The organism is Streptomyces sp. NPDC004788 (assembly GCF_053601115.1).
The window spans coordinates 23,233-49,053 of record NZ_JBSGBF010000029.1; the positions used below are offsets into that span (position 1 = coordinate 23,233).

At 71.2% G+C, this 25,821-nt stretch carries 24 protein-coding genes and 2 pseudogenes; 15 read left to right on the forward strand and 11 right to left on the reverse strand.

Going from position 1 to position 25,821, the window contains the following annotated elements:
- Positions 1-5 precede the first annotated feature (5 nt).
- The gene (locus ACWEJX_RS15525) at positions 6-425 is read right to left on the reverse strand and encodes a hypothetical protein (protein WP_451607957.1); all 420 of its coding nucleotides are present in this window, start codon (positions 423-425) and stop codon (positions 6-8) included.
- Between the two features lie 760 nt (positions 426-1,185).
- Between ACWEJX_RS15525 and ACWEJX_RS15530 the strand changes: the two genes are divergently transcribed.
- Positions 1,186-2,055, forward strand: a complete 870-nt coding sequence (locus ACWEJX_RS15530) for a D-alanyl-D-alanine carboxypeptidase family protein (protein ID WP_451607958.1) — start codon at positions 1,186-1,188, stop codon at positions 2,053-2,055.
- Between the two features lie 178 nt (positions 2,056-2,233).
- Here the strand turns inward: ACWEJX_RS15530 and ACWEJX_RS15535 are convergent, their stop codons facing one another.
- Positions 2,234-2,605 (reverse strand): hypothetical protein, encoded by a 372-nt coding sequence (locus tag ACWEJX_RS15535; RefSeq protein WP_451607959.1) that lies wholly within the window; start codon positions 2,603-2,605, stop codon positions 2,234-2,236.
- A gap of 196 nt (positions 2,606-2,801) precedes the next feature.
- On the opposite strand from ACWEJX_RS15535, the gene ACWEJX_RS15540 reads away from it, so the two are divergent.
- From ACWEJX_RS15540 to ACWEJX_RS15550, 3 genes are all read left to right on the forward strand, one after another.
- Positions 2,802-3,677, forward strand: a complete 876-nt coding sequence (locus tag ACWEJX_RS15540; protein ID WP_451607960.1) for a methyltransferase domain-containing protein — start codon at positions 2,802-2,804, stop codon at positions 3,675-3,677.
- A 330-nt stretch (positions 3,678-4,007) separates the two neighbouring features.
- Positions 4,008-4,229 (forward strand): hypothetical protein, encoded by a 222-nt coding sequence (locus ACWEJX_RS15545; RefSeq protein WP_451607961.1) that lies wholly within the window; start codon positions 4,008-4,010, stop codon positions 4,227-4,229.
- Between the two features lie 116 nt (positions 4,230-4,345).
- Entirely contained in the window at positions 4,346-4,912 is a 567-nt protein-coding gene (locus ACWEJX_RS15550; protein ID WP_451608012.1) for a hypothetical protein, read from the forward strand.
- Positions 4,913-5,009: 97 nt separating this feature from the next.
- Here the strand turns inward: ACWEJX_RS15550 and ACWEJX_RS15555 are convergent, their stop codons facing one another.
- Complete coding sequence (locus ACWEJX_RS15555) at positions 5,010-5,414, reverse strand: type II toxin-antitoxin system PemK/MazF family toxin (RefSeq protein ID WP_451607962.1); 405 nt, start codon at positions 5,412-5,414, stop codon at positions 5,010-5,012.
- 473 nt (positions 5,415-5,887) lie between these two features.
- The gene (locus ACWEJX_RS15560) at positions 5,888-6,457 is read right to left on the reverse strand and encodes a CGNR zinc finger domain-containing protein (protein WP_451607963.1); all 570 of its coding nucleotides are present in this window, start codon (positions 6,455-6,457) and stop codon (positions 5,888-5,890) included.
- 59 nt (positions 6,458-6,516) lie between these two features.
- Here ACWEJX_RS15560 and ACWEJX_RS15565 point away from each other — a divergent pair, with 59 nt between their 5' ends.
- Together ACWEJX_RS15565 and ACWEJX_RS15570 are read left to right on the forward strand one after the other, a co-directional pair.
- On the forward strand, positions 6,517-7,752 hold the full coding sequence (locus ACWEJX_RS15565) for an MFS transporter (protein ID WP_451607964.1): 1,236 nt from the start codon (positions 6,517-6,519) through the stop codon (positions 7,750-7,752).
- 9 nt (positions 7,753-7,761) lie between these two features.
- Positions 7,762-7,965: pseudogene (locus ACWEJX_RS15570) on the forward strand (Fe-Mn family superoxide dismutase); the annotation flags it as partial.
- Between the two features lie 130 nt (positions 7,966-8,095).
- On the opposite strand, the gene ACWEJX_RS15575 reads toward ACWEJX_RS15570, so the two are convergent.
- Both ACWEJX_RS15575 and ACWEJX_RS15580 read right to left on the reverse strand, forming a co-directional pair.
- Complete coding sequence (locus ACWEJX_RS15575) at positions 8,096-8,908, reverse strand: alpha/beta fold hydrolase (RefSeq protein WP_451607965.1); 813 nt, start codon at positions 8,906-8,908, stop codon at positions 8,096-8,098.
- A 289-nt stretch (positions 8,909-9,197) separates the two neighbouring features.
- The gene (locus ACWEJX_RS15580; RefSeq protein WP_451607966.1) at positions 9,198-9,341 is read right to left on the reverse strand and encodes a hypothetical protein; all 144 of its coding nucleotides are present in this window, start codon (positions 9,339-9,341) and stop codon (positions 9,198-9,200) included.
- 145 nt (positions 9,342-9,486) lie between these two features.
- On the opposite strand from ACWEJX_RS15580, the gene ACWEJX_RS15585 reads away from it, so the two are divergent.
- Positions 9,487-10,377, forward strand: a complete 891-nt coding sequence (locus ACWEJX_RS15585; RefSeq protein WP_451607967.1) for an MBL fold metallo-hydrolase — start codon at positions 9,487-9,489, stop codon at positions 10,375-10,377.
- A gap of 213 nt (positions 10,378-10,590) precedes the next feature.
- Here the strand turns inward: ACWEJX_RS15585 and ACWEJX_RS15590 are convergent, their stop codons facing one another.
- Complete coding sequence (locus tag ACWEJX_RS15590) at positions 10,591-12,633, reverse strand: PE-PGRS family protein (RefSeq protein WP_451607968.1); 2,043 nt, start codon at positions 12,631-12,633, stop codon at positions 10,591-10,593.
- A gap of 310 nt (positions 12,634-12,943) precedes the next feature.
- Positions 12,944-13,489 (reverse strand): NUDIX domain-containing protein, encoded by a 546-nt coding sequence (locus tag ACWEJX_RS15595; RefSeq protein WP_451607969.1) that lies wholly within the window; start codon positions 13,487-13,489, stop codon positions 12,944-12,946.
- Between the two features lie 507 nt (positions 13,490-13,996).
- Here ACWEJX_RS15595 and ACWEJX_RS15600 point away from each other — a divergent pair.
- From ACWEJX_RS15600 to ACWEJX_RS15615, 4 genes and pseudogenes are all read left to right on the forward strand, one after another.
- Positions 13,997-14,752 (forward strand): annotated as a pseudogene (locus ACWEJX_RS15600) (collagenase); the annotation flags it as partial.
- A 270-nt stretch (positions 14,753-15,022) separates the two neighbouring features.
- Entirely contained in the window at positions 15,023-15,793 is a 771-nt protein-coding gene (locus ACWEJX_RS15605; protein ID WP_451607970.1) for a hypothetical protein, read from the forward strand.
- Between the two features lie 374 nt (positions 15,794-16,167).
- A complete protein-coding gene (locus ACWEJX_RS15610) occupies positions 16,168-16,941 on the forward strand; it encodes a polysaccharide deacetylase family protein (RefSeq protein WP_451607971.1) in 774 nt (257 codons plus the stop codon).
- A 130-nt stretch (positions 16,942-17,071) separates the two neighbouring features.
- Complete coding sequence (locus ACWEJX_RS15615; protein WP_451607972.1) at positions 17,072-17,578, forward strand: hypothetical protein; 507 nt, start codon at positions 17,072-17,074, stop codon at positions 17,576-17,578.
- Between the two features lie 270 nt (positions 17,579-17,848).
- Here ACWEJX_RS15615 and ACWEJX_RS15620 read toward each other — a convergent pair whose 3' ends face one another.
- A complete protein-coding gene (locus tag ACWEJX_RS15620; protein ID WP_451607973.1) occupies positions 17,849-18,082 on the reverse strand; it encodes a hypothetical protein in 234 nt (77 codons plus the stop codon).
- Here ACWEJX_RS15620 and ACWEJX_RS15625 point away from each other — a divergent pair.
- A complete protein-coding gene (locus ACWEJX_RS15625) occupies positions 18,072-19,259 on the forward strand; it encodes a hypothetical protein (RefSeq protein WP_451607974.1) in 1,188 nt (395 codons plus the stop codon). The genes ACWEJX_RS15620 and ACWEJX_RS15625 overlap by 11 nt on opposite strands.
- A gap of 106 nt (positions 19,260-19,365) precedes the next feature.
- Here ACWEJX_RS15625 and ACWEJX_RS15630 read toward each other — a convergent pair whose 3' ends face one another.
- Positions 19,366-20,760, reverse strand: a complete 1,395-nt coding sequence (locus ACWEJX_RS15630) for an amino acid permease (RefSeq protein WP_451607975.1) — start codon at positions 20,758-20,760, stop codon at positions 19,366-19,368.
- Between the two features lie 311 nt (positions 20,761-21,071).
- On the opposite strand from ACWEJX_RS15630, the gene ACWEJX_RS15635 reads away from it, so the two are divergent.
- Complete coding sequence (locus ACWEJX_RS15635) at positions 21,072-21,812, forward strand: response regulator transcription factor (protein WP_451607976.1); 741 nt, start codon at positions 21,072-21,074, stop codon at positions 21,810-21,812.
- The gene (locus tag ACWEJX_RS15640) at positions 21,809-23,314 is read left to right on the forward strand and encodes an ATP-binding protein (protein ID WP_451607977.1); all 1,506 of its coding nucleotides are present in this window, start codon (positions 21,809-21,811) and stop codon (positions 23,312-23,314) included. The genes ACWEJX_RS15635 and ACWEJX_RS15640 overlap by 4 nt, the downstream gene beginning before the upstream one ends.
- A gap of 28 nt (positions 23,315-23,342) precedes the next feature.
- On the opposite strand, the gene ACWEJX_RS15645 is transcribed toward ACWEJX_RS15640, so the two are convergent.
- On the reverse strand, positions 23,343-23,930 hold the full coding sequence (locus ACWEJX_RS15645) for a DUF2231 domain-containing protein (protein WP_451607978.1): 588 nt from the start codon (positions 23,928-23,930) through the stop codon (positions 23,343-23,345).
- A gap of 161 nt (positions 23,931-24,091) precedes the next feature.
- Between ACWEJX_RS15645 and polX the strand changes: the two genes are divergently transcribed.
- Positions 24,092-25,819, forward strand: a complete 1,728-nt coding sequence (gene polX, locus ACWEJX_RS15650) for a DNA polymerase/3'-5' exonuclease PolX (RefSeq protein ID WP_451607979.1) — start codon at positions 24,092-24,094, stop codon at positions 25,817-25,819.
- Positions 25,820-25,821: the final 2 nt, after the last annotated feature.

Here is a 25,821-nt window from a genome sequence, read left to right on the forward strand (position 1 = left end):
GGGGCTCAGTCCTGTCCGGTGATGTGCTGGTCCCGGCCCGCCTGGTACACGCGTGCGTGCCCGGACGCTTCGGCGCTCATCACCAGCTTCCCGATCCGCGTCCGCTCCTCTCTGGGCAGAGCCGGAGCGAGCCGCTCGTCCAGCAGCCGCCGTACGTCGGCCGCCAGCGACGGGTCTGCACGGACCAGTCGTTGCAGTTCGGTCCGCCAGGTGCCGACCAGCGCCTCCTCAGCCGCGTGGTCGCTCGTCCGGCGCGCCTCCAGCACGTCGACCCGGACCGCTTCGAGATCCACGCGGACCTGTTCGGCCCGTTCCGGGTGCACCCGGCGCCACAGCGCGACGACCGCGTCACGGGCCTCCGCCCACGCGCTGGTGGCCATGGCGGAAACCAGCGCCGTTCCCGCGGCCATCACGATCGGATCCATTCAGCACCCACCTCCGCAGCGGCCGAGGAACACCACCGTAGGCGGAGCGGGACGATGAGCCGGGCGTTTGTGGCATGGTGCCCGCCGGGGTCAACCCGACTGGTCCAACCCCGGCGGGCGGGAACGCCTCACTCGCTGAAAACCCCTTGCTGCGGTGTGCGGGCTGCGGTGCGGTCCTGACGGCGACGGTGTCGAAGGTGGCATTGCCGATCCACCTGGCCGACACCCACTGGGAGACGCTGCACCCGCCGCTGCTGGAGGCAGGGTCCTACGCCGTCGATCGCGAACCGTACGGGCCGCCGTGGCAGCCGTGGGACGAGGTCGGGGCCCAGGCGGCGGCAGAGCGGGGGCGCTTCGCGCCGTTCGGCGCGCGCTGTCCCACGGACCGTCGGACACGGTCCTCCGAAGCCGGCGTCCGAGCATCCGCCGCCGATGCGGTGGGCCGCGGCCCACACGTCCCATCGGTAGAGCGCTCCGTGCCCGTCGTCCCGTCCGGCTGTGGGCACCCCGCCGGGTCGGCAGCCGTCGTCTGGCTGCCGGGCGCGTCGGAATGCGAGGAAGATCACGGCCCAGCCGTACATCCGTTGAGCCTCCTCGTACGTCTTCTGTGCGCCGGGCCCGACGCCAGGCACGGGCACCGACCGGCAGAACCCGGTCGGCTCGCCTTCGCCGCCCGCGCAAGGCTTGTGCGGGCCCGGCGGACCCGTACGACAGCGACTCCTACCAAGGGCAGAGCATTTTGATAACTACGACACTGGGTGTGCGCCGTGCCGTGACCGTCGCGGTCACGACCTCGGCCGTACTGGCCGGCGGCCTCTTCGCCGGGCAGGCGCAGGCCGCGACGCCGCCCGCCCCGTCCATCACCGCTCCGGGCGGCTTCGTCATGAACGACGGGACGGGCACGACGCTGTTCGGGAAGGCCGCGGACAGCCGCCGGTCGACCGGTTCCACCACGAAGATCATGACGGCGAAGGTGGTGCTGGCCCAGACGAACCTCAACCTCGACGCCAAGGTCACGATCCAGAAGGCCTACAGCGACTACATCGTCTCCAACAACGCCTCATCGGCACACCTCATCGTCGGGGACAAGGTGACGGTCCGGCAGCTCCTCTACGGCCTCATGCTGCCGTCAGGGTGTGACGCCGCCTACGCGCTGGCCGACAAGTTCGGAACCGGCTCCACGCGGGCGGACCGGGTGAAGTCGTTCATCGGAAAGATGAACTCCGAGGCCAGGAGGCTGGGCCTGACGAACACGCACTTCGACTCGTTCGACGGGATAGGCAACGGGTCGAACTACTCGACCCCTCGTGATCTGACGAAGATCGCGAGCAGCGCGATGAAGAACTCCACGTTCCGCACCATCGTCAAGACGAAGACGACGAGCCAGAAGGTGACGACCAAGACCGGTGGTTACCGGTACATGTCGTGGACCAACACCAACAAGCTCCTCAGCACGTACAGCGGAGCGATCGGCGTGAAGACCGGTTCAGGGCCGCAGGCGAAGTACTGCCTCGTCTTCGCGGCCACCCGCGGTAGCAAGACGGTCATCGGTGCGGTACTCGGTGCGCCGAGCGAGGCGAACCGGGCGGCCGACGTGAAGAAGCTGCTGGACTACGGCTTCGCCAGGTAACCCTCAACGGGACCGTACGCACGACGGCGTCGGTCCCGCTCCGGGCTGCTGCCCCTTCAGCCGGTCCTGTGTGGCGAAGCGGGCGGCCCGAGGGAGACAAGAAGCGCTCCGTTGCTCCCGCACAGCTTGCGCGGGAGCAGCGGAGCGATTCCTTGCGTCCGCGTGAGAGCGCCGATGCTCATCGGTCCCGAATCAGCGCTCGCAGGTCTTCGCTCAGCACAACATCATGCGAAAGCCCCTCCAACTCCTGCGCTTCCGCGTCCACGCCCTGCCGTGTGAGGATGCCGGCCAGAAGGTTCCAGTGGCTCGCCGCCATCTGCTCGTGTGTTTCGCCACCGATCGGCTCGTCCGGCCCGACCACCGTCCGTGCCTCCTTCTCGACTTCCTCGACCGAGATGTGCGACAGGGTGTCCGCCGGAGCCGATGAGGTCCAGCTCCACCCTCGGTCGTCCAGCAGCACCAGGCTGCGGTCATCAGCGAGTACAGCCTCAAGCCGTGCGGTCACCGACGTATGCCGGGCGGCGTCCGTGGCAGCCTTGTCCAGATCCACGAAAGTGACCAAACGAGTCACAGCAGTCACTTTGCTCTCCTCTCGGCTCACCGACTCCCGGCCGAGCCCGTGCGGTGATTGGCCACGATAACGGTGCACGAACTGCGATGTAGGGCTGAGGAGTTCGCCGGGTGTGTGAGACATCCCTCCCCCGTCGTCGTGGCGCCGGTGGCCCGCGAAGGTCGACCATGGAGTCATGACCTCTTCTCCCCGCCCGCCGCACGTCGATGGCCGACCGGATCCGACAGGCGGGACCGACTCGCCCGGCGGAGCGTCCACTCCCGCCCGCGGGTACCTGCTGGACAACGCGCGCGCCGAGGCGGGCGAGCGATTCGTCTGGTTGGCCGAGCTGTTCGACGGTGTGACGCGCGGACACTTCGATCGACTGGGGGTCGGGGCCGGCTCGCGCTGCTGGGAGGTGGGGGCCGGTGGCCCCGGGATCCCCGAGGCGCTCGCGGCGGCCGTGGGGCCGACCGGTTACGTGCTGGCCACGGACATCAACCCGTCGTGGCTGAAGGCAGGCGACGGGTACGAGGTGCGCCAGCACGACGTCGTCGCTGATCCGCCCCCGGAGCCGGGGACGTTCGATCTGGTGCACGCCCGGCTCGTGCTGGTCCACGTACCCGACCGGGCCCGCGCGTTGGCCACGATGGCGGCAGCGCTACGGCCCGGCGGCTGGCTGCTGATCGAGGACGCCGACACCGCTCTGCAGCCACTGGCATGCCTCGACGAAAGCGGCCCTGCGCAGCGGCGGGCCAACCGGCTGCGCGACGCGGTCCGGGAGCTCCTGGTGCGCCGCGGCGCGGACCTTCGCTACGGGCGGACGCTGCCGCGGGCCTTGCGTGAGGCCGGCTTGGTGGATGTCGCCGCGGCGGGCACGTTCCCGGTCGGCGGGCTTGCCTGTGACCGGCTGGAGGCGGCGACCATCCGGCACGTGCGCGGCGAGCTGATCGCGGCCGGCCTGACCGACGACGCCGAGATCGACGCACACCTGGCCGCCATCCACGCGGGCGAACTCGACTTGACACTCGCGCCGCTGATCTCGGCCTGGGGACGCCGTCCGGCCGAGTAGCCTCCGGCCCGAGGTCGGTGGCGGATCGAGGCGTTGTCCGGGCTGCCCCCAACTCTGTTCGGGGCAGCCCCCAACTCTGCTCGTCGAGGGAGGCCGGCCCGCCACCGAGCCGGCGTCAGGGCGATGTCCTGCCAGATCTGCGCCGGGGAACCGTTGCAGTCCCAGGTGCTGACCCAGCCGCCGCCCCCGTCGAGGCACTGGCTCTTCGCGAAGTTGTACGTCTCGCCGTTCCGTCGGGCGGCGCTGGCAGGCGGCCATGTCGGCGACGCCGGTGCTCGCTGAGCGAAATGCGGATGCGGATTCCGGGCCCGGCTGCCTACTATCCCGGCCATGCCAAGACCCTTCGGATTCGTGTTCGCCCACCGCCCTGACGGCACCGTGACCATCACCCACCAGGGCCGTCCGGCCGGTACGTTGCGCGGCACGCGTGCCCGGAAGTTCCTTGCGGAGGTCGAGGCGGGGGACGCCCAACTGGTGATGGCCCGCTGGACCGGCGCCTACAAGCACGGCAACGAGCGCACGGCGCGCGACCACCCGCGCAACCGGGCGTAGGGCCTGCCGGTCGGATCTTCGCGGCACCGTGTCGCCACATGCGCCGAGGTCGGCCTTCCCGGCTTCCCGGCTTCCCGGCTTCCCTGGCTTCCTCAACCCGGTCAAGGAGAGAGCAGCTGACTCCGCACTCCCTCGCGTTCTACGTCGACGTGGTCACGTCCGGAACGGTGCTCGGCGCCAAACCGACGGACGGTCCCGACCAGGTCACCGCCCTCTTGGGTTCCGACTTCGCCGAGAACTCCCTCGACGACCACAGCATGTGGCGCGACTACGGACTGGTCGAGTTCTTCTGGCTCCGGGAATCACCCGACCACCCGTGGGAAGGCCACCACTTCTCCCTGCAGGTGCATCGGCTCTCGCACTGGGGCAGCAGCATCGTCAACGAGGCGATTCGCGAGCGATACGGCCGCTTCGACCGTCACCTCCGCTTCGACAAACTGCGACATCTGCTGGCGAACCGCGGCGTGCGCCTGGAGGACGTCCCGGACGCCAATGGCCCGGCCTTCTCCCTGCACTGGCAGCCGGCGTCCCAGGTGTCCGTGACGGCTCTCCGGGAACGCGAGTGGGGGCGGCACCGACGGCGCGGCAACGACCTCGTCGGCGACGTGCACAAGATCTCGTCGTCCATGACCGCCGAGCAGGTGTCGTGGCGCAGAGAACGCTACGGCCGTGGGGACGGCTAGTTCTCCAGCCGTAGATCATGATCTTTTGTTGGAGTGCGACGGAGAGGGGGCGGCGGTCAGTCGTCGACGAGGTCGAGCTGGGCCGCACAGGCGTCCGCTACCCAAGTCCTTCGAGACGGCGGGCTTCTCTGATCTCGCTGATCCTGGCAGCCGTCATCGGGGTCCATTCCCTCCGCTCTCCCGCGGCACGGAGGGCTTCTCCGACCTCGCTGAGCTTCACGGAGGACAAAACGCCCGCCCGCTCGATCAGGTCGTCCCGGGCCACGGCGGTCAGCCATGTGCACGGAGTGAAGCCTGGACGCGGGAACGCGAACCGCAGCACGCCTTCGAAGGGCAGTCCTTCCGGGGCTCCTACGGCCACTTCAACGCCCAGGCCGCTGATGTCGACGCCCGCCGGCGCAACGACCTGCATCGCCTGAAACCCGGATGGCTCCTCGTCCGAGAGCAGCACGACCGGGCGTCGCTCCTCGAAGTCGACCCACCAGACTTCACCGCGTTGCATGTGTCCTCCTGGCACGAGACGGCGGGCGAACGCTGCGTGCCCCGTGCGGGACACGGAAGGATGCGGCCCCGTCTTCGCACGTCGTGACCGAGGGGCGGTGAAGGCGGGCGCGGCCACCGTTGATCATCGGTGTGTGCAGACTGAGGATCATGCGGTGGTCCGCGAGTCACAGCGTAGTCCCTGCCCGCCGGCGGGAGGCGTGCGAGGTCCTGATGTCCCGGAGAGCGGGCCGGTTCGCGCGGGCTGAACTCCGGCATCGGGTGAGGGCCTTGGTGCTGGGGCTGCTGTCGGACCCGCCGCGCGAGCACTGGCCCGAGCCCAGGCCGGCCGTGACCGCCGACAAGCCGCGCATCAGACCTGAAGATCACGATCTATGGCTGGAGTACCTACCGGGCTCGCGTGGGTGCGTGCCCCGGGGCCGGGACCGGACATCCGTGCGGACGTCCCGGCAGCCTCGGCGCAGAGAGGGCCGCTCACCCCTCGTCGCTCGCGCGCCTCGCGCGGAACGCCGCTGCCTTGACCCGGTTCTGGCAGGCCGTCGAGCAGAACTGGCGGCCGGCGTTGCGGGACGTGTCCACGTAGACGCGGTCGCAGCGCGGCGCCGCGCAGACGCCGAGGCGGCCGGAGTAGTCGCCGCCGAGGGCCATGGCGAGGCCGGTGGCGCAGCCGGCGCTCCAGCCGACGGCGTAGGAGTCGTCCGCGCCGTGGAAGTGGACCTGCCACGGCTCCCCGGGGGCCCGGTCGAGCTGGGGGCGGGCGCCGGTCTCGTACAGCAGCGTGTTGAGGGCGGGAGCCGCGTCGTCGAGGCGGCCGGCGGCCACGGCTTCGAACACGGTGCGCAGGGCGCGGGCGGTTTCGGCCAGCCGGTCGGCGTCGTCGGGTCCGAGGTCCGCCCCGGCGGAGAGCGCCGCGCGGACCGCACCGACGCGCTCGGCGCCCTGGGGAGCGAGGTACTGGCGGCCGCGGGCCTGGCCGTCGGTCAGCGCGTTGACGAGCGCCACCGAGGCATCGAGCAGGGCACGCATGTGACTGTCGAACAACACTTGACCAGTTACCTTTCACCCGCCTACGGTGTCCGTCACCGACAATAGACGATTGACCAGTGACGGGAGGCGCTGTGCCGCGCTCCGAACCGCTGCCCCGCACCGTCCGCCTGCTGCTGCTCGCCCGGATCGTCAACCGACTCGGCGCCTTCTCGCTGCCCTTTCTCACCGCGCTCATCTCCGCCGACCACGGCGCGAGCCTGACCACCGCCGGGCTGGTCAGCGCCGCCTTCGGGCTCGCGACCATCCCCTCACGGCTGGCCGGGGGACGACTGGCCGACGGCATCGGCCGGCGCACGACCATCGTGCTCGGCCTCTGCGGATGCGCCGTGGCGCAGCTGGCGATCGCGGCCTCGACATCGCTCGCGTGGGCGGTCACCGGGGCGGTACTGCTCGGCCTGGCCTTCGAGCTCTACGAGCCACCCAGCCAGGCGATCATCGGTGAGTCCGTCCCGGAACGGCAACGAGTGCGCGCGTTCAGCCTGTTCAGCGCCGCGCTCGCGGCAGGCGGCATGGGCGCCGGGCTGCTCGCCGCGCTCGTCGGCCGCTGGGACCTGCGATGGCTCTTCGTCACGGACGCCGTCACCTGCCTGGCCTGTGCGCTGCTGATCCGGCTCGCCCTTCCCCATGACCGTCCGGCACCGCGCGCAGCGGACCACGACCGCACCACCGTGCGACCGCTGAGGGACCGAGCCCTGCTGAGCGTTCTGGCCACCGGAACCGCCTACGCGCTGATCAACCAGCAGACCGTGATGACCATGCCACTGGCGCTCACACGACTGGGCCTGCCCGCCGCCGACGCCGGACTGCTGTTCACCGCCACCGCGGCGACCACCGTGCTCGCGCAGCCGCTGATCCGGCTGCCCTGGACGAGCAGGCTCACGACGCCCGCCGCGCTCGCCCTCGCCCATCTCCTCCTGGCCGCCGGCCTGACCGGCTACGCCCTCGCCCGCACCCTGCCCGCACTGCTCGTCGCGGCCGCCGTGTGGAGCCTGGGCGACCTGCTGGTCATGGGCCGCATCTACGCGCTCGTCACCGACCTCGCACCGCCCGGCGCAACCGGCCGGTACCTGGCCGTCTTCGGCACCAGCTGGGGCGTCGCCGCGACGCTCGCCCCCGTCCTCGGCACCCAGCTGCTGGCCCGTACGGGGACGGCCACGCTGTGGTCCACGATGGCCGCGCTCTGCCTGCTCCTCGCCGCCCTGCACCTCCGGGTGACACCGCAGCCGCCCCGCCTCCTGAATGCCACGACGGAGGCGACCCGCAGCCCGGCCGCGGGCGCCGCAAAGCGGTAGCCACGGGGGCCGCTCGGCAAGCGCCTGATGGTGGAGCAGGTCTACGAACGCCACGGCGACGTCGGCCAGGGCACCACCCCGCTGCTGGTCTTCGACGCCTGGGAGCACCCCTCCTACCTGCCGTACAAGACCGTCCGTCCCGACTACGTCACCAAGCTCCGGAACCTCGTCAACTGGGACGACGTCATCGCCCGCTACACCGCGGCAGCCGGCGTCCGAGGTGCCATAAGAGCGTGGCCCGGTGGGCCGGGAAGCGGGCACGCCTCACGGCCCACCGGGCTCGTTTCGACGGCCGTCCGGCCAGGTCCGTCACACGCAACAGGCACGTCGAGAAGAGTCGGCCTCAGCGAGGCCCCAGTCCCGCGGCGGCCAGCGCATCCACCACGAGCTCCGCGATCCGTCGCGGCTCCTCGTTGGGGAGGAAGTAGCTGGTGCCGGGGATCGTGACCACCGTCGCATGCGGGCACGCCTCCAACGTGCGCCGCTCGTCGGCGGTGAGCCCGCCGTCCCCCTTCTCCGCGTGCACGACCCAGACCGGTACTCCGGCCGCACACAGGCGCGCGGCCGTGTGCTCATGGCCGCCGAGGTAGTCCAGGTAGGCCCGGAAGATGCGGCGCACCGTGCGGGGATCGTTGCCTTGCAGGTCGGCGAGCAGTTCGGCCCGGCGCTCGGGCGACACCCGCATGCCTTTCGAGGCCGGGCCCATGAGCTTCAGCAGGGCGGCGGCGGGAAGGGGGCCGAGGACGTCGCCCAGCCGGCAGATCGCCCGGAAGAACGCGGGTTCGTCCGCGGGCGACATGCTGCTGCCCACCAAAACGGTCGGGCCGGTGAACGCGCCGGTCGCGACCATCTCGAGCGCGACCGTGGCGCCCATGCTGAATCCCACCACCACGTCGCAGGCCTGCTCGTCGGCCAGCCGGGCCGTGTGCCGGACCAGGGTGCCGATCGTGAAGTCCTCCGGTGGTGCCGTTCCGCAGTGGCCAGGCAGCGTCGCGGCGACCAGTCGGGTGTGGGCGAGCGCGGGCTCGGCCATCACCTCGGCGTACGACCGGGCGGCGTTCAGCCCACCGGGGAGCAGCAGTACGGTCTGCCGGGCATCGGCCTGCCCCGAGACGAGCAGGTCCCACGCGACGTCCGTCGGGTCCGTCAGGTCCATCGGGTCGTCCTCTCCGCACACGTCTGCACGCCGGGGCCGCGGCCTCGACCACCCGCTGCCCCGGCTGCCCGGAGGTGGGCAGCCGACTGCGAGGTCGGCCCCCTCCCTCTCATCGTGACGTCATCGCACCCGCCGGGCTACCCGATCAGGCCGGGTCCGGTCCGGGTTGCGAGCTCTGCGGGTGCTCAGGGCCTGCGCATGATGACCTTGACGTATTCGCAGGCGGCGTTCGTCGGGTTGGCGAAGCCGTGGTCCGCGTCGGCCTGGAAGAACAGGGAGTCGCCTGCGCTCAGGGTTCGCTGATTCCGCCGATCGCGACGGTGACGGTGACGGTGACGGTGCCTGCGAGTACCACGACTTGTTTCTCCGTACCCTGCGGATACGCGGGCAGCAGCCCGGTGGAGACCTGCGCGGGAAGGTGGTGGAGGACCATCTCGGCCCCTCCCGCGCCCGGGGCCGCCGCACGTTACCGCCGAACGCGCCGGCCAGGTCGTCACCGTGCTGTGGTTCGGGCGCCTTTGCGCCTTGCTCGGCCACCGTGCTCCTCGATCGACGGGTACTTCGTTGCCCACAGCGCAATGTTTCTCCTGAAGAAGATGCACTCTTCTATCCGGAGGCGCGTGATGTGCGCCCAACTCGACGGAGGTTCCATGCGTTTGATCTCGAGTGGCCGGCACCACGCCACGTTCGCGTTCGGCGAGCTGCAGGTGATCTCGTTGCGAGACGGGTACATCGACATGCCGCCGACACGGCTCCGCGACGAGGAGGGGCGCACGCTCGATGTGCTGCCGGCCGCCGTCCCGCTGGCCGGCGACAACTTGCGGCTGTCGGTCAACGCCTTCTTCGTCACCGACGGCACGCGGTCGGTCCTCATCGACACCGGTGCGTCGGACGTCTGGCACGACCCCACCGTGGGACTGATCTACGAAGCGCTCGACGAAGCGGGGATCGACCGCTCGTGCGTCACCGATGTGGCCATCACCCACAAGCACGAGGATCACGTGAGCGGTCTGATCACGCCGGACGGCTCCGAGGCGTTCGGCAAACTCGAACGCGTGTGGGTCGGCGCGGGTGACACATCGGTGTTCACGGGGCGGCTCGAGCCGATCCGGGAGCGGGTCGTCCCCGTATCGGAGGAGGTCGCGATCAACGACTGGGCCACCGCGATCCCGGCACCGGGTCACACACCCGGTCACACCGTCTACGAGGTCAGGAGCGACGCCGGCCGCCTTCTCGTCTGGGGCGACACCGTTCACGTACCCACGCTCCAGTTCGATCGGCCGAACGTGGCCTGGGAGTTCGACGGCGACCAGCCCCAGGCCCGCGCAGCGCGAGCGACCCTCCTCGAACGGCTGATCCAGCCGGACCACTTCGTGGCCGGCGCCCACCTCGATTCACCCGGGATCGCCCGCGTAACCCCCTCCGGCGAGGGCTACGCGCTGGAATACCTCGCACCACCGATCGGCTGACCGGGGCGGCCATGCCGGTCGACGGAAACCGCCGACCGACTCTCCCCTCGCCGCGACGGACAGGGCGTCAGGCGCCGGCCGGCGGGGCCTGCGGGTCGGCTTCGGTCGGGGCGATGATCGCCCGCGGGCGGCGACGTGACCCGGTCGTCGTGCGCTGCCCACGGCCGGCCGACCGGCCGCCACGGCTTCCGCGAACTGCCGGTCCCCGGCGCCTTATTGCCGGGAAACCTGACTGCTGAGCGCGATCATCCGGTCGACAACGTCCCGAGGCAGAGCTGGATTCATCGCGGCATCGTCGGCGGTTTCCACGTCGCGCAACATCTCCACGAGGAGGGACGCGGGCAGCGGCTGGTCGCGGAGCACGGCGGACCGGATGTGTCGCTCGGGGTCGCTGAGGAGGCGGACGGCGGAGGCGGGCGTCAGGCGCGGGTCGGTCGCGGCGCGGTAGCGCACCTCGGTGGCCGTGTCCCGGCTGAACCGTTCCACGAGCTCGGCGGACGACAGGGGGTCGTCCAGTGCGAGTTGCCGCATGCGCGGGTCCGGGTCGTCGGCGTACCGCAGGAGTCCTTCGCGCGGGAAGTTCGGGTGGCTGCGCGGGCGACCGGGAAAGCTGAGGCTGCCGGTCCACCACTTCCAGACCCGGAGCAGCATGTCGGCGGGCGCGTCCTCGCAGGATTCCGCAAGGAAGAGCTGCACGACCCGGTCTTCGTCGGCCGCGAGTTTCCCGACCACGTCCTGCGGGAGGTGCGGGGCGCGGGCGACGCTTCTGCGGACGAGCGGGTGGGCGGAGACGGCGAGGCGACGCATGGCGTCGGGATCGTCGTGGAGCGCGGTGACCCACGGGAGCGGCTGCGATCGCGAGGCCGGGTCGAACTCGAAATCGATCGCAGCCCGTTGCTGCTCCGTGAGGTCGGGGCGCAGGGCTACCCGGTGGCGCACGTGGGCGTCCGCGTCCCTGGCGAGTTGGGCGACCAGGTCCGGCTCCAGGTGCGGGTTGTCGGCGAGAGCGGCGCGCTGGGCGGGGTCGCCGTGGCGGACGAGGTGTTCGGCCGGCTCCCGGTCCAGGCGGCACGTTTCCAAGACGTCGTCGGGCAGGTCACCCGCGTCGAGGTCCGCCTTCGTGACCGGGTGTTGCTGGTGGTGGGCACGGCGAGCGGCGGTCCGCACCCCGGCCACGGGGTCGGCCAGGAGCGCCTGGCGCTGCGCGTCGTCCAGGTACGGCCAGGCCGTCGGGCAGGCGGTGGCCCGTACGGTGCCGTCGGGGTCCGCCGCCAGGGCGAGGCGGACCGGCACGGGCAGGCCGGTCAGACGTGCGGCCTCCTGCCGCACCCGGGTGGACGGGTCGGCGGCGAGCTGCCGGCAGGTCTCGTCGGTGAGCTCCGCGCGCCGGTCGGCGGCGAGCAGGGCCAGGATCCAGCGGTGCTTCTCGAGCTCCTCGCCCAGGACCAGGCGCTCCCAGTGCTCCGCCGTGAGATGCGGATGCACCTCGGCCAAGGTCGCGCGCACCCTCCATTCCGGATGGGTGAGGGCCGCCTCAAGTCTTTCGGGCGGCAAATCCCTGTACAGGTTCGGGTTCCAGGTGTTCAGCCCCAGCAGCCCGTGCCGGAGCCGGGCCGGCACGGTCCTGTTCCGCGCGAGCCCATAGGCCCACGCGCGGCGGAGCGGCTCGGACAGTCCGCCTTCCACGGGTTCTTCGGCTGCCGCGGCTTCTTCGGCTGCCGCGGCTTCTTCGACCGTCGCGTGTTTCTCGAAAGGCTCGAACAGCGAGGCCCATGCCGCGTCGCGTTCCTGCGCCGTTTCCCGTACGGCCTCGCGCGCCGCCTGCTCGTTCCGCTCGCTCAGGCGGTCCAGGACAGAGAGCCGGAGTTCCTCCCCCGCCACGGTCACAGCGAGCAGCGTCTCACCGTCCGTCGACATCGTCTGGAACCCGTCGCCGTCGCCCGCCCCGGCGCCCAGCAGTGCGTACGGGTCCGCTTCCGTGTCCAGCCGGACGTACGCCCACACCGCCTGCCCGCCGTCGACGAGCACGACCCCGTCCCGATCAGCCAGCCCCGCCGCGCCGATCAGTCGCCGCCACTCCGCCCGGAACGCTTCCGCGGCCGTGCGATGCAGCACGGCGGCCGGCGCCGGCGCCGCCCATGCGAGCAACCGGCGTGCGCAGTTCGGCGGCATCCCCCGGTCCACGTACCAGGTTCCCACCCGCTCAAGCCCGGCTCGCTCCAGCGCGTGCGTCAGTTGTTCGGTTCGGCTCCCCATGCGTTCATCATCGCGGGTCCCGCCGCCCTCCGGACCACGACGGCTGACGTGCGGTGGGCGCATGGGCACCACTGTCGACGAGGGGCCGAAGCACTGCCGCCGGCTACCAGCCCCCCTCCACCGGCCCGATCGGCTGCAGCCCGACCTGCCGGGCCAGCCACTCGGCACGCTCAGACTCGGCGCCGCACGCTCACGTGAGTTTGCGCCGCCGGGCCGCGTTTCCGCCTCCGCAGCTCCCCGTAGGGAGCGGTCCCAGCCCGAGCCTCCCGGCCTCGACGTACCAGATGTCCCAACCGCCAGCAGCCCGAATTCAGACCCAGGTGTAGTTCTCGTCGGTGACGGCTTCGAGGGCAGCGTCGGCGACTGCGGCGCGGGGGTCGGGCAGGGCGGCGAGCGCGGGGCCGATGGGCGGGAAGATCGGCAGCTCGGCGGTCGTGCGGTAGTCGACCCATTCGATGACGCCGACCTCATGGCTGCCGTCGGGAAGTTCGTCCTGCTCGGTCTCGGCGAGGGTGGCGCGGACTTCGGGGGTGATGTGCAGGCGGTAGATCAGATGGAGCTTGCGCGGCGGCGGGGTCAGGCCGGGTCGGGTGACCCGCTGGTCGACGACCCACATCAGGTCGCCGCCGTCCGCCTGGCCGATGTCGAGGTCGAGCTCTTCGGCGAGTTCCCGAGCGAGGGCCTGGTGGAGGTCTTCGCCGTCTTCGACGTTGCCGCCGGGCGGGGTGTAGTGGGTGGATTCGGAGCGGTCTCGGCGGATGAGTGCGACGTCGTTGCCGCAGAACACGACGGCCCCGGTCCGGATCTTGATCCGGGAGAACGGGGCCGCCGGGGTGGTGTCGGGGGTTTCTGCCATGGCGGCCAGTATCGCGGCCGCGCCTGGGACACCACACCGGAACCGGGGCGTGAATGCGCGCGCCGCGCGCCCGCTGCGCCACGGCAGCAGACGGCGTGACGCGAGCGGCGCGACTTCACCGACAAGGCGGACCTGCGACTACTTCCGCTGTCGTCCCTCTGCTGCCCCGGCCGACGGAACCGGCCCTCAGGCGCCTGCGCCGCCTCAGGCGACGAAACGGAATCGATGTGTCCCTGTCAAAGTCATTGAAAAGCCATGTGACATGTGCAATTTTACAGCCCAGCCCGTTGCGGACGGGACCCCTACTCCCCTCTCCAGGAGCGAACCTTGCGCGCCATGGCCGTCGCCACCGCACTCTTCATAGCCGCCATCGCGGCCTCTCCCGCCCAGGCCTCGCAGGCACCTCAGGCCCAACCCACGGCTGATCACGTCTTCGCCGACCCGGGCCAGCGCCCGGCCCACGGCAGAGTCCAAGGCGCTCCCGGCGCGACCGCGACCACCGGCGGCAGGCTGGAGTCGCGCATCCTGCCGATCGTCTACACCTGCAGCCCGTCGCTGCGGATCCGCGCCCAGGAAATGACCGCCGACCAGCTGAACGCGACCTGTTCGAGCCTGGCCAACCAGGACGCCTACTTCCACAGCGTGGTCAAGGACGCGGGGCCGGTCGCCGACGACTACAACACCACCCTGGAGGTCGACGTCTTCAACTCAAGCGCCGACTACAAGGCCTACGCGGGGAGGATCTACGGCATCGACACCAACAACGGCGGTATGTACCTGGAGGGAGACCCGGCCAAGACGGGCAACCAGCCGCGCTTCATCTGCTACGAGCGCACCGACGTGAGCCCCGGCTGGCAGATCTGGAACCTCAACCACGAGTACACCCACTACCTCGACGGCCGCTTCGACCTGTACGGCGACTTCAACGCCAGTCAGACCACCCCCACCGTGTGGTGGGGCGAGGGCGTCGCGGAGTACATCTCCTACTCCTACCGCGGCGTCACCTACTCCAACGCCCTGACCGAGGCCGGCAAGCACACGTACTCCCTGCGCACGCTGTTCGACACCACCTACGACAACAGCGACGTCAACCGCACCTACAACTGGGGCTACCTGGCCGCCCGCTACATGATCGAGCAGCACCCGGCCGACGTCGCGACCGTTCTCGGCTACTATCGCACCGGAAACTGGACCGCCGCCCGCTCCTTCCTCACCTCGCTGGACTACGAGAGCGACTGGAACGCCTGGCTGACGAACGTGGCGACCACCGCCTGATCTGACCCACACGCCGGCTGCGGCCGCGCTCCTTCGCACGGGCACCGGAGGGCTTCGGCAATGACGAGCATCCCGACCGATGAAGAGAATCGGTCGGGATGCTCGTCGTCGCCGGCGCGGTGATCACGGCCCGGCCCGGGCCGTGCCGGCCCGACCGGGAACCGCTCACGCCGTCCGTCCGTCATGTCCACGGGGACCTCCAGAGGCTCGACGGAACCACGTCCTTCCGCTCTTCACCACCGAGGTTCGAGGAGATACATGGTCGACACCGTCAACTCGCTGGCCGCCCGCGTTCACGAACTGTTCGTGGCGCTCCTGACCAGTGGTCCCGCCGCGGTGGGCACCGCGGGCCTCCACGATGTCGTCGCGCGCGCCACGGCGCTCGGCCCCGACGGCACGTGGCTCGTCGCCGCGGGCCATGCGGGCCTCGGTGTCCTTGCCTGCGTGAACGGACAGAGGGATCAGGCCGTCCTCCACTTCGACGCCGCGGTGACAGCGGGCTACAACGACTGCGTGACGCTCCACGCCGACCCCATACGTCCGCTGCACGACGATCCCCGGTTCCGAGCCCTGTACGAGCGGATGCGCATCACCGCGGCCGACCTCGACGAGCTCTTCTGGCTGCACCAGGAGATGCAGGTCATGTCGAGGGAGGCCCAGCAAGCGAGCGTCGACAACATCGGCCGCCTCGACACCGGGGTGTCGCTGCTTCCCCAGGCCCCCATGCCGACCCGCGAACCGAACACCCTCGGCGTCCTGGTCGCCCGGATCGATCTGGCCGCGACCCAGACGGCACTCCAACAGGCCGTCATGAAGGCGGAGTTCCAGCGCAGCTCCGGCAACACCAGCCTCAGCCTCATCGACGACTCCTGGGACCACCCCCGTGCGCGGCGCGACGCCTGGCACGCCGACGAGCTGGACTCCCGGCGCCTGCGGGCCGCCGAGGCCCGGGCCTTCGTCGAACGTCCCGGCGCCGGCACCACGCTCGTCCCGTGCCCGCCGCTGGGCTCGATCACCTACCCGACCTGAGGAGGTCCGGACGGCGCCACCGCCGCTGCGGCTTCATCCCCGGCGGCCCGTCCACCACTTCGTGCACCGGCCCTCTCGCTCGCGGGCGCGACCCGCACCAAGGACCCGCCGGCTCCGCGCGTGGTGGCGCCAAGAGTCATGCGCCTCACGGTGGCACGTGGCACTGACAAAGCGGCCCGCGAGTACCGGAGCAACGGCGGCGGCCCAAGACCGGAGGTAGACCCGCGCCGACGCGGTTTGTCCCTGAACTCTCCCGAAATTGTCCGCGATCGGTAACGGACGCATCCCCCGGCCGCCGAGCGTCGTCCTGAGAAGTGGTCGCAGGGCGACCGGGATTCGGTGCGGAACCGCGGATGAGATTTGGGGGCGGACACATGGCGCGGCACGGTGGTGCGCAGGGCTGGTACGGCAAGCTGGTCGGAGCGGCGCTGGGGGTGACGGTCCTCGCGACCGGGGCCTCGGTGTGGACCGCGCAGGCCGACCCCACGAACGACTCGCCGCCGAAGGCGAGCACGCCGGCCACTCCCGGCAACGTCGCCAAGCCCGTGTCGGCGATCATCGCGCACGCCTCGGACGCCGGTGCGCGGGGCGTCAACATCACCATCGACGACGGCCCCGACCCCGTATGGACCCCTCAAGTCCTCGACGTGCTGCGGGAGTACGGGGTGAAGGCCACGTTCTGCATGGTGGGGACGCAGGCCAAGGCGCACCCGGACCTCGTCAAGAAGGTCGTCGCGGACGGACACCGGCTGTGCGACCACTCCGTCTCGCACAACACCGCCATGGACAAGGCCTCCCAGGCCTACCAGAAGCGGGAGATCCTCGACGCCGAACGCATGATCACCGAAGCGTCCGGAGGCATACGTCCCGTCTACTACCGGGCGCCCGGCGGGGCGTTCACTCCCTACAGCCGCAACCTCGCCGCCTCCCGCGGCATGCGTCCGCTCGGCTGGAACGTCGACAGCAAGGACTTCGAGCGACCCGGCACCGACGCCATCGTCGCCACCGTCGAACGCGAACTCCCCAACGGACCGACGCTCCTCTTCCACGACGCCGGCGGCGACCGGTCCCAGACCGTCCAGGCCCTGCGCCGGCTCCTCCCCCGGCTCAAGGAGCAGGGCTACACCTACGGCTACCCCGTCCGCTGAAGCCCCGGCCCCCCGCCCGGCGTCCGCGACACACCACGAGGCGCTGGCCACCGTCGCCACGGTTTGAGAAGTTGACGGTTGGTTCGGGACTGCGTTGAGCCGTGGAGTGGCCTTCTGACAGGATGACAACATGTTCGATTTCGGCATCACGGGCTACCAGCCGGCGTGGCTGCACGGCCGTAGTGACGTGGTGCAGGAGCACGGGGACCGTCTGCGCGGTCTCGCCGGCCGGACGCTCACGGGAGTCTGGATGGTCTGGGACGTCAAGGACGACGAGTGGTTCTGCGACTGCCCGGTGCTGTTCGACTTCGACGGCGAGCAGGTCGAGGTCAACCATCAGAAGTTCGGCGACCTCTCCCTCACGTGGAACACCATCGACTTCGCCCTTCCTGTTCGGTGGCCCGGCTTCGACCTGCAGTGGCGGCCCGAACCGCTTCCCGGGCTCCGGGCTGTGCGGGGGCTGCCCCTCAAGGGGGTCGAACTCCTTGAGTGGACGGGCCCGGATGTCGCTCAGGGAAACATCGACGTCAGCTTCGCCTTCGAGACGGGTCGCGTGACCGTCTTCAACGCGCTCGACGACAACGGGATGAACTTCGACCCTCCCGGTGCGCGCCAGCGGTCCCACCTGTTCCATTGACGCACACGCAAAGCGCGCCGACGCCTGGGTGATCCCCTGATCTCGTCTGCTGCGCATGCCGGTTGAGGTTCCCTTGAGGTGAAGTTAACGCTCCCCGATTACTTGTCAGTAGCATGCGGCGCGCAGGCCTGCTCGCATCACTGACCACCCATGTCCAGGGGGACCCTTCCGCATGTCCATGCGTACCCTCGTGCGCGCTTTACGCGTGCCCGTACTCGCCATGTCCGTGGCGGTCACACTCAGCGCCTGCGGCCAGACGGCGACGCCCGCTCACTCGGCCGACACCGCCGTCGAGAGCACCCTGCCCCGAACGACCCAGCCGGCCGACGGGAGCCTGCCCGCGGCGACCACCGGCAGCCCGAAGGCCGCCAGGGCCGGGAGCCGGCCGACGGCCTCGTCCGCGGAGGCGTCGGCCCGTTCGACCGACGCCGGTGCGGCGAAGTCGCCCGTCATCGTCTCCCGCTCGTCGTCCGGGTCCGGTAGGCCCTCCGTCGTGGACGGCACCCGCGGCCTCAGCCTCGACGCCTACGACCGGCGGACCGGCAAGGCAGTGCTCACGATGCCCGGCACCGGCAAGGGCACCCCGAGCCCCTCCACCACCGCGGCGGCCGTCGCGGCTGTGCGGCCCGGGCAGCTGATCGACAGCCCTCCGTCGGCCGTCGCACCCCAGGGCGCGCTGCTCGCGATCACCCGCGTCGAGCCCGCCGGCGACGGGAAGCTGGAGGTCAGCACCCGTCCGGCCGCCATATCCGAGCTGCTCGGACAGAGCTGGGCCGACGTCAAGAGCGCCCTGGACCCGCGAAAGATCCAGGTGATCCCGAAGCTCAAGGACCTCAAGGCGTCCTACGTCCCGAACCCCGACGGCGGCAAGGGTTCGGCCTCCGCCGTGCTGCAGCTGGACGCGAGCACCGTCGTCCCGCTGCCTGGTGGCGCCAAGGCCACGCTCGCGGGTTCGGTCTCGCTCGATCCAAGCGTCGCCTTCTCGTACCGAGGCGCCCACGGGATCCTCGCCCCGGAGCAGGCCAGGGTCGGCTTCGACCTGGGCGCGCACGCCGACTGGCACCTCACCGCCGGCCTGTCCGACTCCACGGAGGTCAGGATCCCGATCGCCACGCTCACCGCTTCCCCGGTGGTGATGGTCGGCGAGGTGCCCGTCGTCATCGTCCTCAACACCACCGTGTACGCCGTCGCCACCGCCGACGGCACCGTCACCGTCGACACCACCCAGACGTTCGACGGCAGTTGGGCCGTCCACGCCGACTACACCAAGGCCGGCGGCTGGACCTCCACCACCGAGCCGGTCAGCACCAAGGTGTCCCCGGTCAGGGCCACGTTCACCGGCCGCGCCTCGGTCCGTACCGGCCTGACGGCCGAAGGCTCCGTCGCCCTCTACGACGCCGTGGGCCTGAAAGCCACCGTCGAGCCGTACCTGCGTGCGGACGTGGACGGTACGGTCGGCATCGACTCCGGCGACGGCGTACCGGCCGTCCGGGGCAAGGCCTCGCTCTACGCCGGGCTCGACGTGAACGGGGCCGTCCTGGCGCGCATCGCCATCCTGGGGACCCCCTTGTTCGAGAAGGCCATCCCGTTCCGGCTGTACCACGACGAGTGGCCCGTCGCGGCCCGCGAGATCGACGCCTCGCTCCCCGGCGCCCGACCGTCCGCCTCACCGGCGAACTGACGAGGCGTCCCACCACAGCTGCGACCATCGGTCGGCCGCTCAGCGGCCGGCCGGTGGTTCGGCCGAATGGTTCCGGTGGATGGTTCCGGTGGATGGTCCGCTTGGTTCAGTCGGCCTCGGCCCGGGCCTCGACGTCCTCGATGCCGCTGGGCCTGCCCGCTCGTGTCCAGCGGATGTAGAGGCCGCCGCCGACGGCGAGGGTGGCCACGAGGGAGAGGACCGGCCAGCCGCGGAGCAGGTTGACCAGGAGGGTGAAGGCGACCGCGGAGGCGGCGATGCCGTTGACGGCGGCGAGCAGCGGCTTGCGCTCGGCGCGGGCGAAGCGGGTCATGGCGAGCAGGCCGACCAGGAAGCTGACGAACACGGACACCGCGTAGAACAGCACCAGCTCCTGCTCCTGGCCGGCGGCGGCGACGATGATCACCGCGGCGGCGGCGAGGAAAACCACGACCGACCAGTACGGGGTGTGGTGCTTGTTGGTGCGGCCGAGCGCTGTCGGCAGTACGCCGGGGCGTGCGTCGCTTCCCGCGAGGGCCTTGAGGAGCCCGGGGCCGGCCTGGAAGGAGGAGCTGGCGGCGGCGAGGAGCAGCAGCGAGCTGGTGAGCTGGAAGGCGCCGTAGAGCCAGCCGGGTCCGGCGGCGGCGTGGGCGATGTCGGCGATCTGGGTGGAGTCGGCGCCGGGCAGGCCGATGTGGAGCCGCACGGCCAGAGCGGTGAGGGCGAGGGTGAGGCCGCCGACGATGACCAGGAGCAGGGCGAGCGTGCCGCGGCCGAAGCGCCGGCGGTGGGTGTCGTCGAGCTGGCCGAGCTGGGCGATCGCGGTGGAGGGCGCTTCGACGCCGGTCGCCAGTGCCATGGCGACGGGGAAGGCGAGGACGACGGCGAAGACGGCGGAGCGGCCGGGGTCGGTGTGGGCGGGTGCGGTGCCGATGCTGTGCGGGGCGGTGAAGCCGAGCACCACCACGGCGGCGGCCGCGAGGACGAACACCACCGTCATCGCCGCGAACAGCAGCCGGCCGCCGTGCCCGAACCAGGTCAGCCCGGCCACGACCACCAGCAGGAGCAGCGCGAGCGGGATGCGAACCGGTGCCAGGGCGGGGAACAGGGCGATCACGGCGCTCGCGGCGGCGGCGATCGAGATGCCGATGGTGAGGACGAAGTCGACCACCAGGGCGCCGATCGGCAGGAACGTCCACCTCGCGCCGAACGCCCGCCCGGCTGCCGCCGCGGCGCCGCCGCCCTTGGGGAAGCGGCGTACGAGCTGCCAGTAGTTGGCGGTGACCACCACGACCAGGCCGACCACCAGGGACATGGTGGGCAGCAGCAGGGCGAGGTCGCCGTGCAGGGCGTGCAGGGCGGCCTCGATCGCGTAGGCGACGGAGGAGACGGGGTCGGCGATCACGGCGAACGCGAACGCGAAGAAGAGAACCGAGCGGCGGGGACCGGGCACCGCCGGGAGAGGCGCGGTGAGAGCGCCGTCGGCGGTCTTGGGGAAGGTCACGACAGGACCCTTTCGGGAAGGGACGAGACGACTACACGCCGACCAGACTTCCCGGCACACCTGGCAGGAAATGTACGTCAAGAACCCGTCAGTAGCGTGTCAAGGAGCCGTTAAGAACGTCGGCTCCCGACGCCCCCCGAACGGCACCCCGAAATGACTCTCGGACGGCTCACGGGCGGCTCACGTGCGGCTCACGTGCGGCTCTCGGGCGGCTCACGTGCGCTCATGCGCCTCGGCCTCGGCGTCTCAGAGGAAACTCAGAGCGTTCGTGTGCGCCCGGCACCGCCGTGAGGGGGGATCCTTGAGACGCCATGAACACCACACGCTCCGGTCGCCCCGCCCTCACCCGCCCCGACGGCACTCCGCTGCGGATCCTCGTCATCGACGACGACCCCGACCTCGCCGAGGTGCTGTCCGGGGCCCTGCACTACGAGGGCTGGCGGGTCCGCACGGCCGACGACGGGGCCTCGGCTGTCGCCGCGGCCCGGGAGCTGATGCCGGACGCCGTGGTCCTGGACGTGATGCTCCCGGACACCGACGGCCTGGCCGTCCTGCGCGCGCTGCGCGCGGTCCGGCCGGATGTCTGCGTGCTCTTCCTCACCGCCCGGGACACGGTGGAGGACCGCGTCGCGGGCATCACGGCGGGCGGCGACGACTACGTCACCAAGCCGTTCAGCCTGGAGGAGGTCGTCGCCCGGGTGCGCGGACTGCTGCGCCGGGCGGGCATGGCCCGGCAGTCGGCCGAGGGCCCGCTGCTGACCGTGGGCGATCTGGTGATGGACGAGGACGCCCACGAGGTGACCCGGGCGGGCACGCTGATCGACCTGTCCCCCACCGAGTACGACCTGCTCCGCTTCCTGATGCGCAACCCGCGGCGGGTGCTCAGCAAGGCGCAGATCCTCGACCGGGTCTGGTCGTACGACTTCGGGGGCCGCGCCCATGTCGTCGAGCTGTACATCTCGTACCTGCGCAAGAAGGTGGACGCGGGCCGCGAGCCGATGATCCATACGGTGCGCGGGGCGGGGTACGTACTGAAGCCGGCCTCCGCATGAGGTGGCCGCCGCGATGGAGGCCGCGCTGGACGCCGCACTGGACGCCGGGGCGGCGGCTGAGGTGGCCGCTTCCCCGCACCCTGCGCGCGCGGCTCACCTTCGGGCTCGTGGTGTTGCTGGCGGTCTGCTGCGCCGCCGTCGGCGTGGCCGCGGTCGTCGGGCTCGAAGGCCTTCTGACCAGCCGCCTCGACGAACAGCTCGGGCAGGCCGGCGCCCGCTTCCCGGCGAGCCTGGAGCACCGCGGCCGGCTGCCCGACGACCACGACGGCGACGAGTACGGCGACACGCGCCGCCAGACCACGGGCACGTTCGGCGCCCGCCTGCGCGGGGGCACGGTCACCGACGCCGCCGTCGTGCGTTCCGACGGCACCGCGTACGTCACCCTGACCGCCACCGACGTGCAGCGGCTCGCCGCGGTCCCGGTCGACGCCAAGGGCCACACCCTCGATCTCGCCGCCCTGGGCGACTACCGGGTCATGGCGGCGGCGGGAATCGACGGCGACGTGCTGATCACCGGACTGCCCTGGGAGCCCGTCGAGGCGCCCGTCCACCGGCTGGAACTGGTCGCCGGGATCGTGTTCGGCGCGGCTCTCACCGTCACCGGCGTCGCGGGGGCCTTCTGGGTGCGCTGGTCGCTGCGCCCGCTGAGCCGAGTCGCCGCGACGGCCACCAAGGTCAGCGAACTCCCGCTCGCCAGTGGCGAGGTCACGCTGCCCGCGCCTGTCCCCGAGCCCGACCCGCGCAGCGAGGTGGGGGTGGTCGCCGGCGCCTTCAACCGCATGCTCGGCCACGTCGAGAGCGCCCTCACCCAACGGCACGCCAGCGAAGAGCGGCTGCGCAGCTTCGCCGCCGACGCCAGTCACGAACTGCGCACCCCGGTCGCCACCGTACGCGGCCACGCCGAACTCGCCCTGCTGCACCCGGGGCCGGTGCCGCCGGAGATCACCCGGGCCCTGGAACGCATCGTCGCCGAATCCGGCCGGATGGGTGCCATGGTCGACGACCTGCTGCTGCTCGCCCGCCTGGACGCGGGCCGGCCGCTCGAAGCGGTGCCCGTCGACCTCACGCGCATGATCCTCGACGCGATGACGGACGCACAGGTGGCGGGCCCTGCCCACCGCTGGGAACTGGACCTTCCCGAGGAACCGGTGACGGTCACCGGAGACGAGCACCGTCTGCAGCAGGTCCTGGCCAACCTGCTGGCCAACGCCCGTTCGCACACTCCCGCCGGCACCAAGGTGACGGTCACCCTCGAAGCGGACGAGGCGACCGCCACCGTGAAGGTGCACGACGACGGGCCCGGGGTTCCGGAGGACGTCCAGCCGAGCGTGTTCGAACGCTTCACCCGTGCCGACCGCCGGACGAAGGACGCGGGCGGCGGCGCGGGCCTCGGCCTGTCGATCGTCGCGGCCGTCGTGAAGGCACACGGAGGGAGCGTGCGCCTGGAGAGCGGACCGGGGTCGACGACGTTCACGGTGCGCATTCCGCGAGGCGTCGCCTGAGCCGGGCCGGGACAGAGCACGCGGCGGGTCAGTCCTCGTCCCCGTGCCCGCCCGTCGCCGTCTGGGAGAAGCCGTCGTGCCACGCGGCCTTCGCGCCCGAGTCACCGATCCGGTACACGTCCACGGCGGCGCCCACGGCCACGAGGAGCGACAGGACCATCGCCACGATCCGCACCGGCGCGGCCGGCCAGGGCGTACGCGACGAGGCCGCCCCGGGCGCGGGTTCGGTCCCGGACACGGCCCCGGGCACCGATTCGGTTCCGGACACGGCCCCGGACACGGGCGCCGTCGCGGCGCTGCGGCGGGCCGTCCACCAGACGAAGACCGCCAGCGCGAACAGCCCCGCCGCCCAGGGCAGCAGCCCGTCGCCGAGCTCGGCGTGCCGGCGGACCAGGGCGTCACTTTCGACGTGCCGCTCCAGCCACTCGCCGGCCTGCGTGGCGAGCGGCACGCTCAGGAGCGTGACCAGGGCGAGCAACGGCAGCGCGATGCCCATGCGCCGTGCCACCGCCGGCCGGATCGCGCTGACGACGAGCGCGAGCGCGGTCAGGGGAACGAGGACGATGACGAAATGCACGAGCAGGATGTGCGCGGGCAGGCCGTTGACCAGGCTCACGTGGGCTCCTTCGCTGGATCGGGTTCACACCATGTGTCGAACAGGTGCGTCAGCCTGGCACGCGAAGTTCTCAGCTTCTTCTGAGCGCTCCCGCCAGGAGCCCGGACGCGAGCGGCGAGACCGTCCTGTCCGTTTCGTGCCCGCCTCCTAGACTGGAACACGTGGTCCGGACCAACGAGGAGGTCGAGGCGCTCCTTCAGGAGTACGCGGACCTCATCGCCATCACCGGGGGCGAGGCGTTCAAGGCGCGCTCCTACGAGAAGGCGGCCCGCGCGATCGGCGGGTACCCCCGCGACGTGTCCCATCTCGGCGCGGACGAGCTGCGGGAGATCCCCGGCGTGGGCAGGTCGATCGCGGAGAAGGTCATCGAGTACTTCCGCACCGGAAAGGTCGCGGTGGTCGAGGAGCGGCGGGCCGGCATACCGGCCGGGGTGCGCGAGCTGATGGCCATCCCCACCCTCGGCCCCAAGAGGGCGATGATGCTCTACAAGGACCTGCGCATCTCGTCGGTGGACGAGCTGGCCGACGCCATCAAGGCGGAGCGGCTGCGCGGCCTGAGGGGCTTCGGGGAGAAGACCGAGGCGAACATCCTGCACGGCATCGACCTCATGCGGCAGGCGGGAGGCCGGATCCTGCTGAGCACCGCCGCGGAGACCGCCGAGGACATCGTCACGGCCCTGTCCGGGATCGACGGCTGTGAGGACTGCGCGTACGCCGGTTCGCTGCGCCGCATGCGGGAGACCATCGGCGACATCGACGTCCTCGTCGCCGCCGACCGGTCCGCACCGTTCATGGACGCGCTCACCGAGCTGCCCTCCACCGCCGAGGTCCTCGTCCACGGTGCCAAGAAGACCTCCGTCCGAACGGTCAAGGGGCTCCAGGTCGACCTGAGAGTGGTGCGGCCGGACTCATGGGGGGCCGCCCTGCAGTACTTCACCGGGTCGAAGGCGCACAACATCCATACCCGTACGATCGCCGTCCGTTCCGGGTTGAAGCTGTCCGAGTACGGCCTGTTCGACGCGGAGAGCGGACAGCGGATCGCCTCCCGGTCGGAGGAGGAGGTGTACGGCCGGCTCGGTCTGCCGTGGATCCCGCCCGCGCTGCGCGAGGACCGTGGGGAGATCCAGGCGGGTCTGCGCGGCGAGCTGCCCGAGGTCGTGACGGAGGACGACATCAGGGGCGACCTGCACACCCACACCGACCTCACCGACGGCCTCGCTCCCCTGGAGGAGATGGTGGCGGCGGCGGCCGCGCGGGGTCTCGCGTACTACGCGGTCACCGACCACGCGCCCGACATGGCCATGCAGCGCATGACCGACGAGAAGATGCTGGCCCAGCGCGAGCACGTGCGGGCGCTGGACGGCAGGCGCCGCAGGATGCGGCTCCTGCACGGCACCGAGCTCAACATCGACCCCGTCGGGGACGTGGACTGGCCGGACGCGTTCCTCCGGGGCTTCGACATCTGCGTGGCCTCGGTGCACTCCCACTTCGGCCTCGACCGGGACGCGATGACCCGACGGCTCGTCCGCGCCTGCGAGAACCCCCACGTGAACATCATCGGACACCCCACCACCCGGCTGATCGGCAGACGGCCGGGCATCGACGCCGATCTCGACGAGGTGTTCGCCGCCTGCGCCCGTACCGGAACGGCCCTGGAGATCAACGCCCAGCCCGACCGTCTCGACCTGTGCGACGAGGACGTCCTGCGGGCCAGGGAGTACGGGGTGAAGTTCGCGATCGACACCGACGCCCACTCGCTCCCCCACCTCGCGTACGTCCGCTACGGAGTCGGCACGGCGCAGCGCGGATGGCTCACCCCTGACGACGTGATCAACACCTGGCCGCTGCGCCGGCTGCGCACGTTCCTGCGCAAGGACCGAAGCAGCTGACG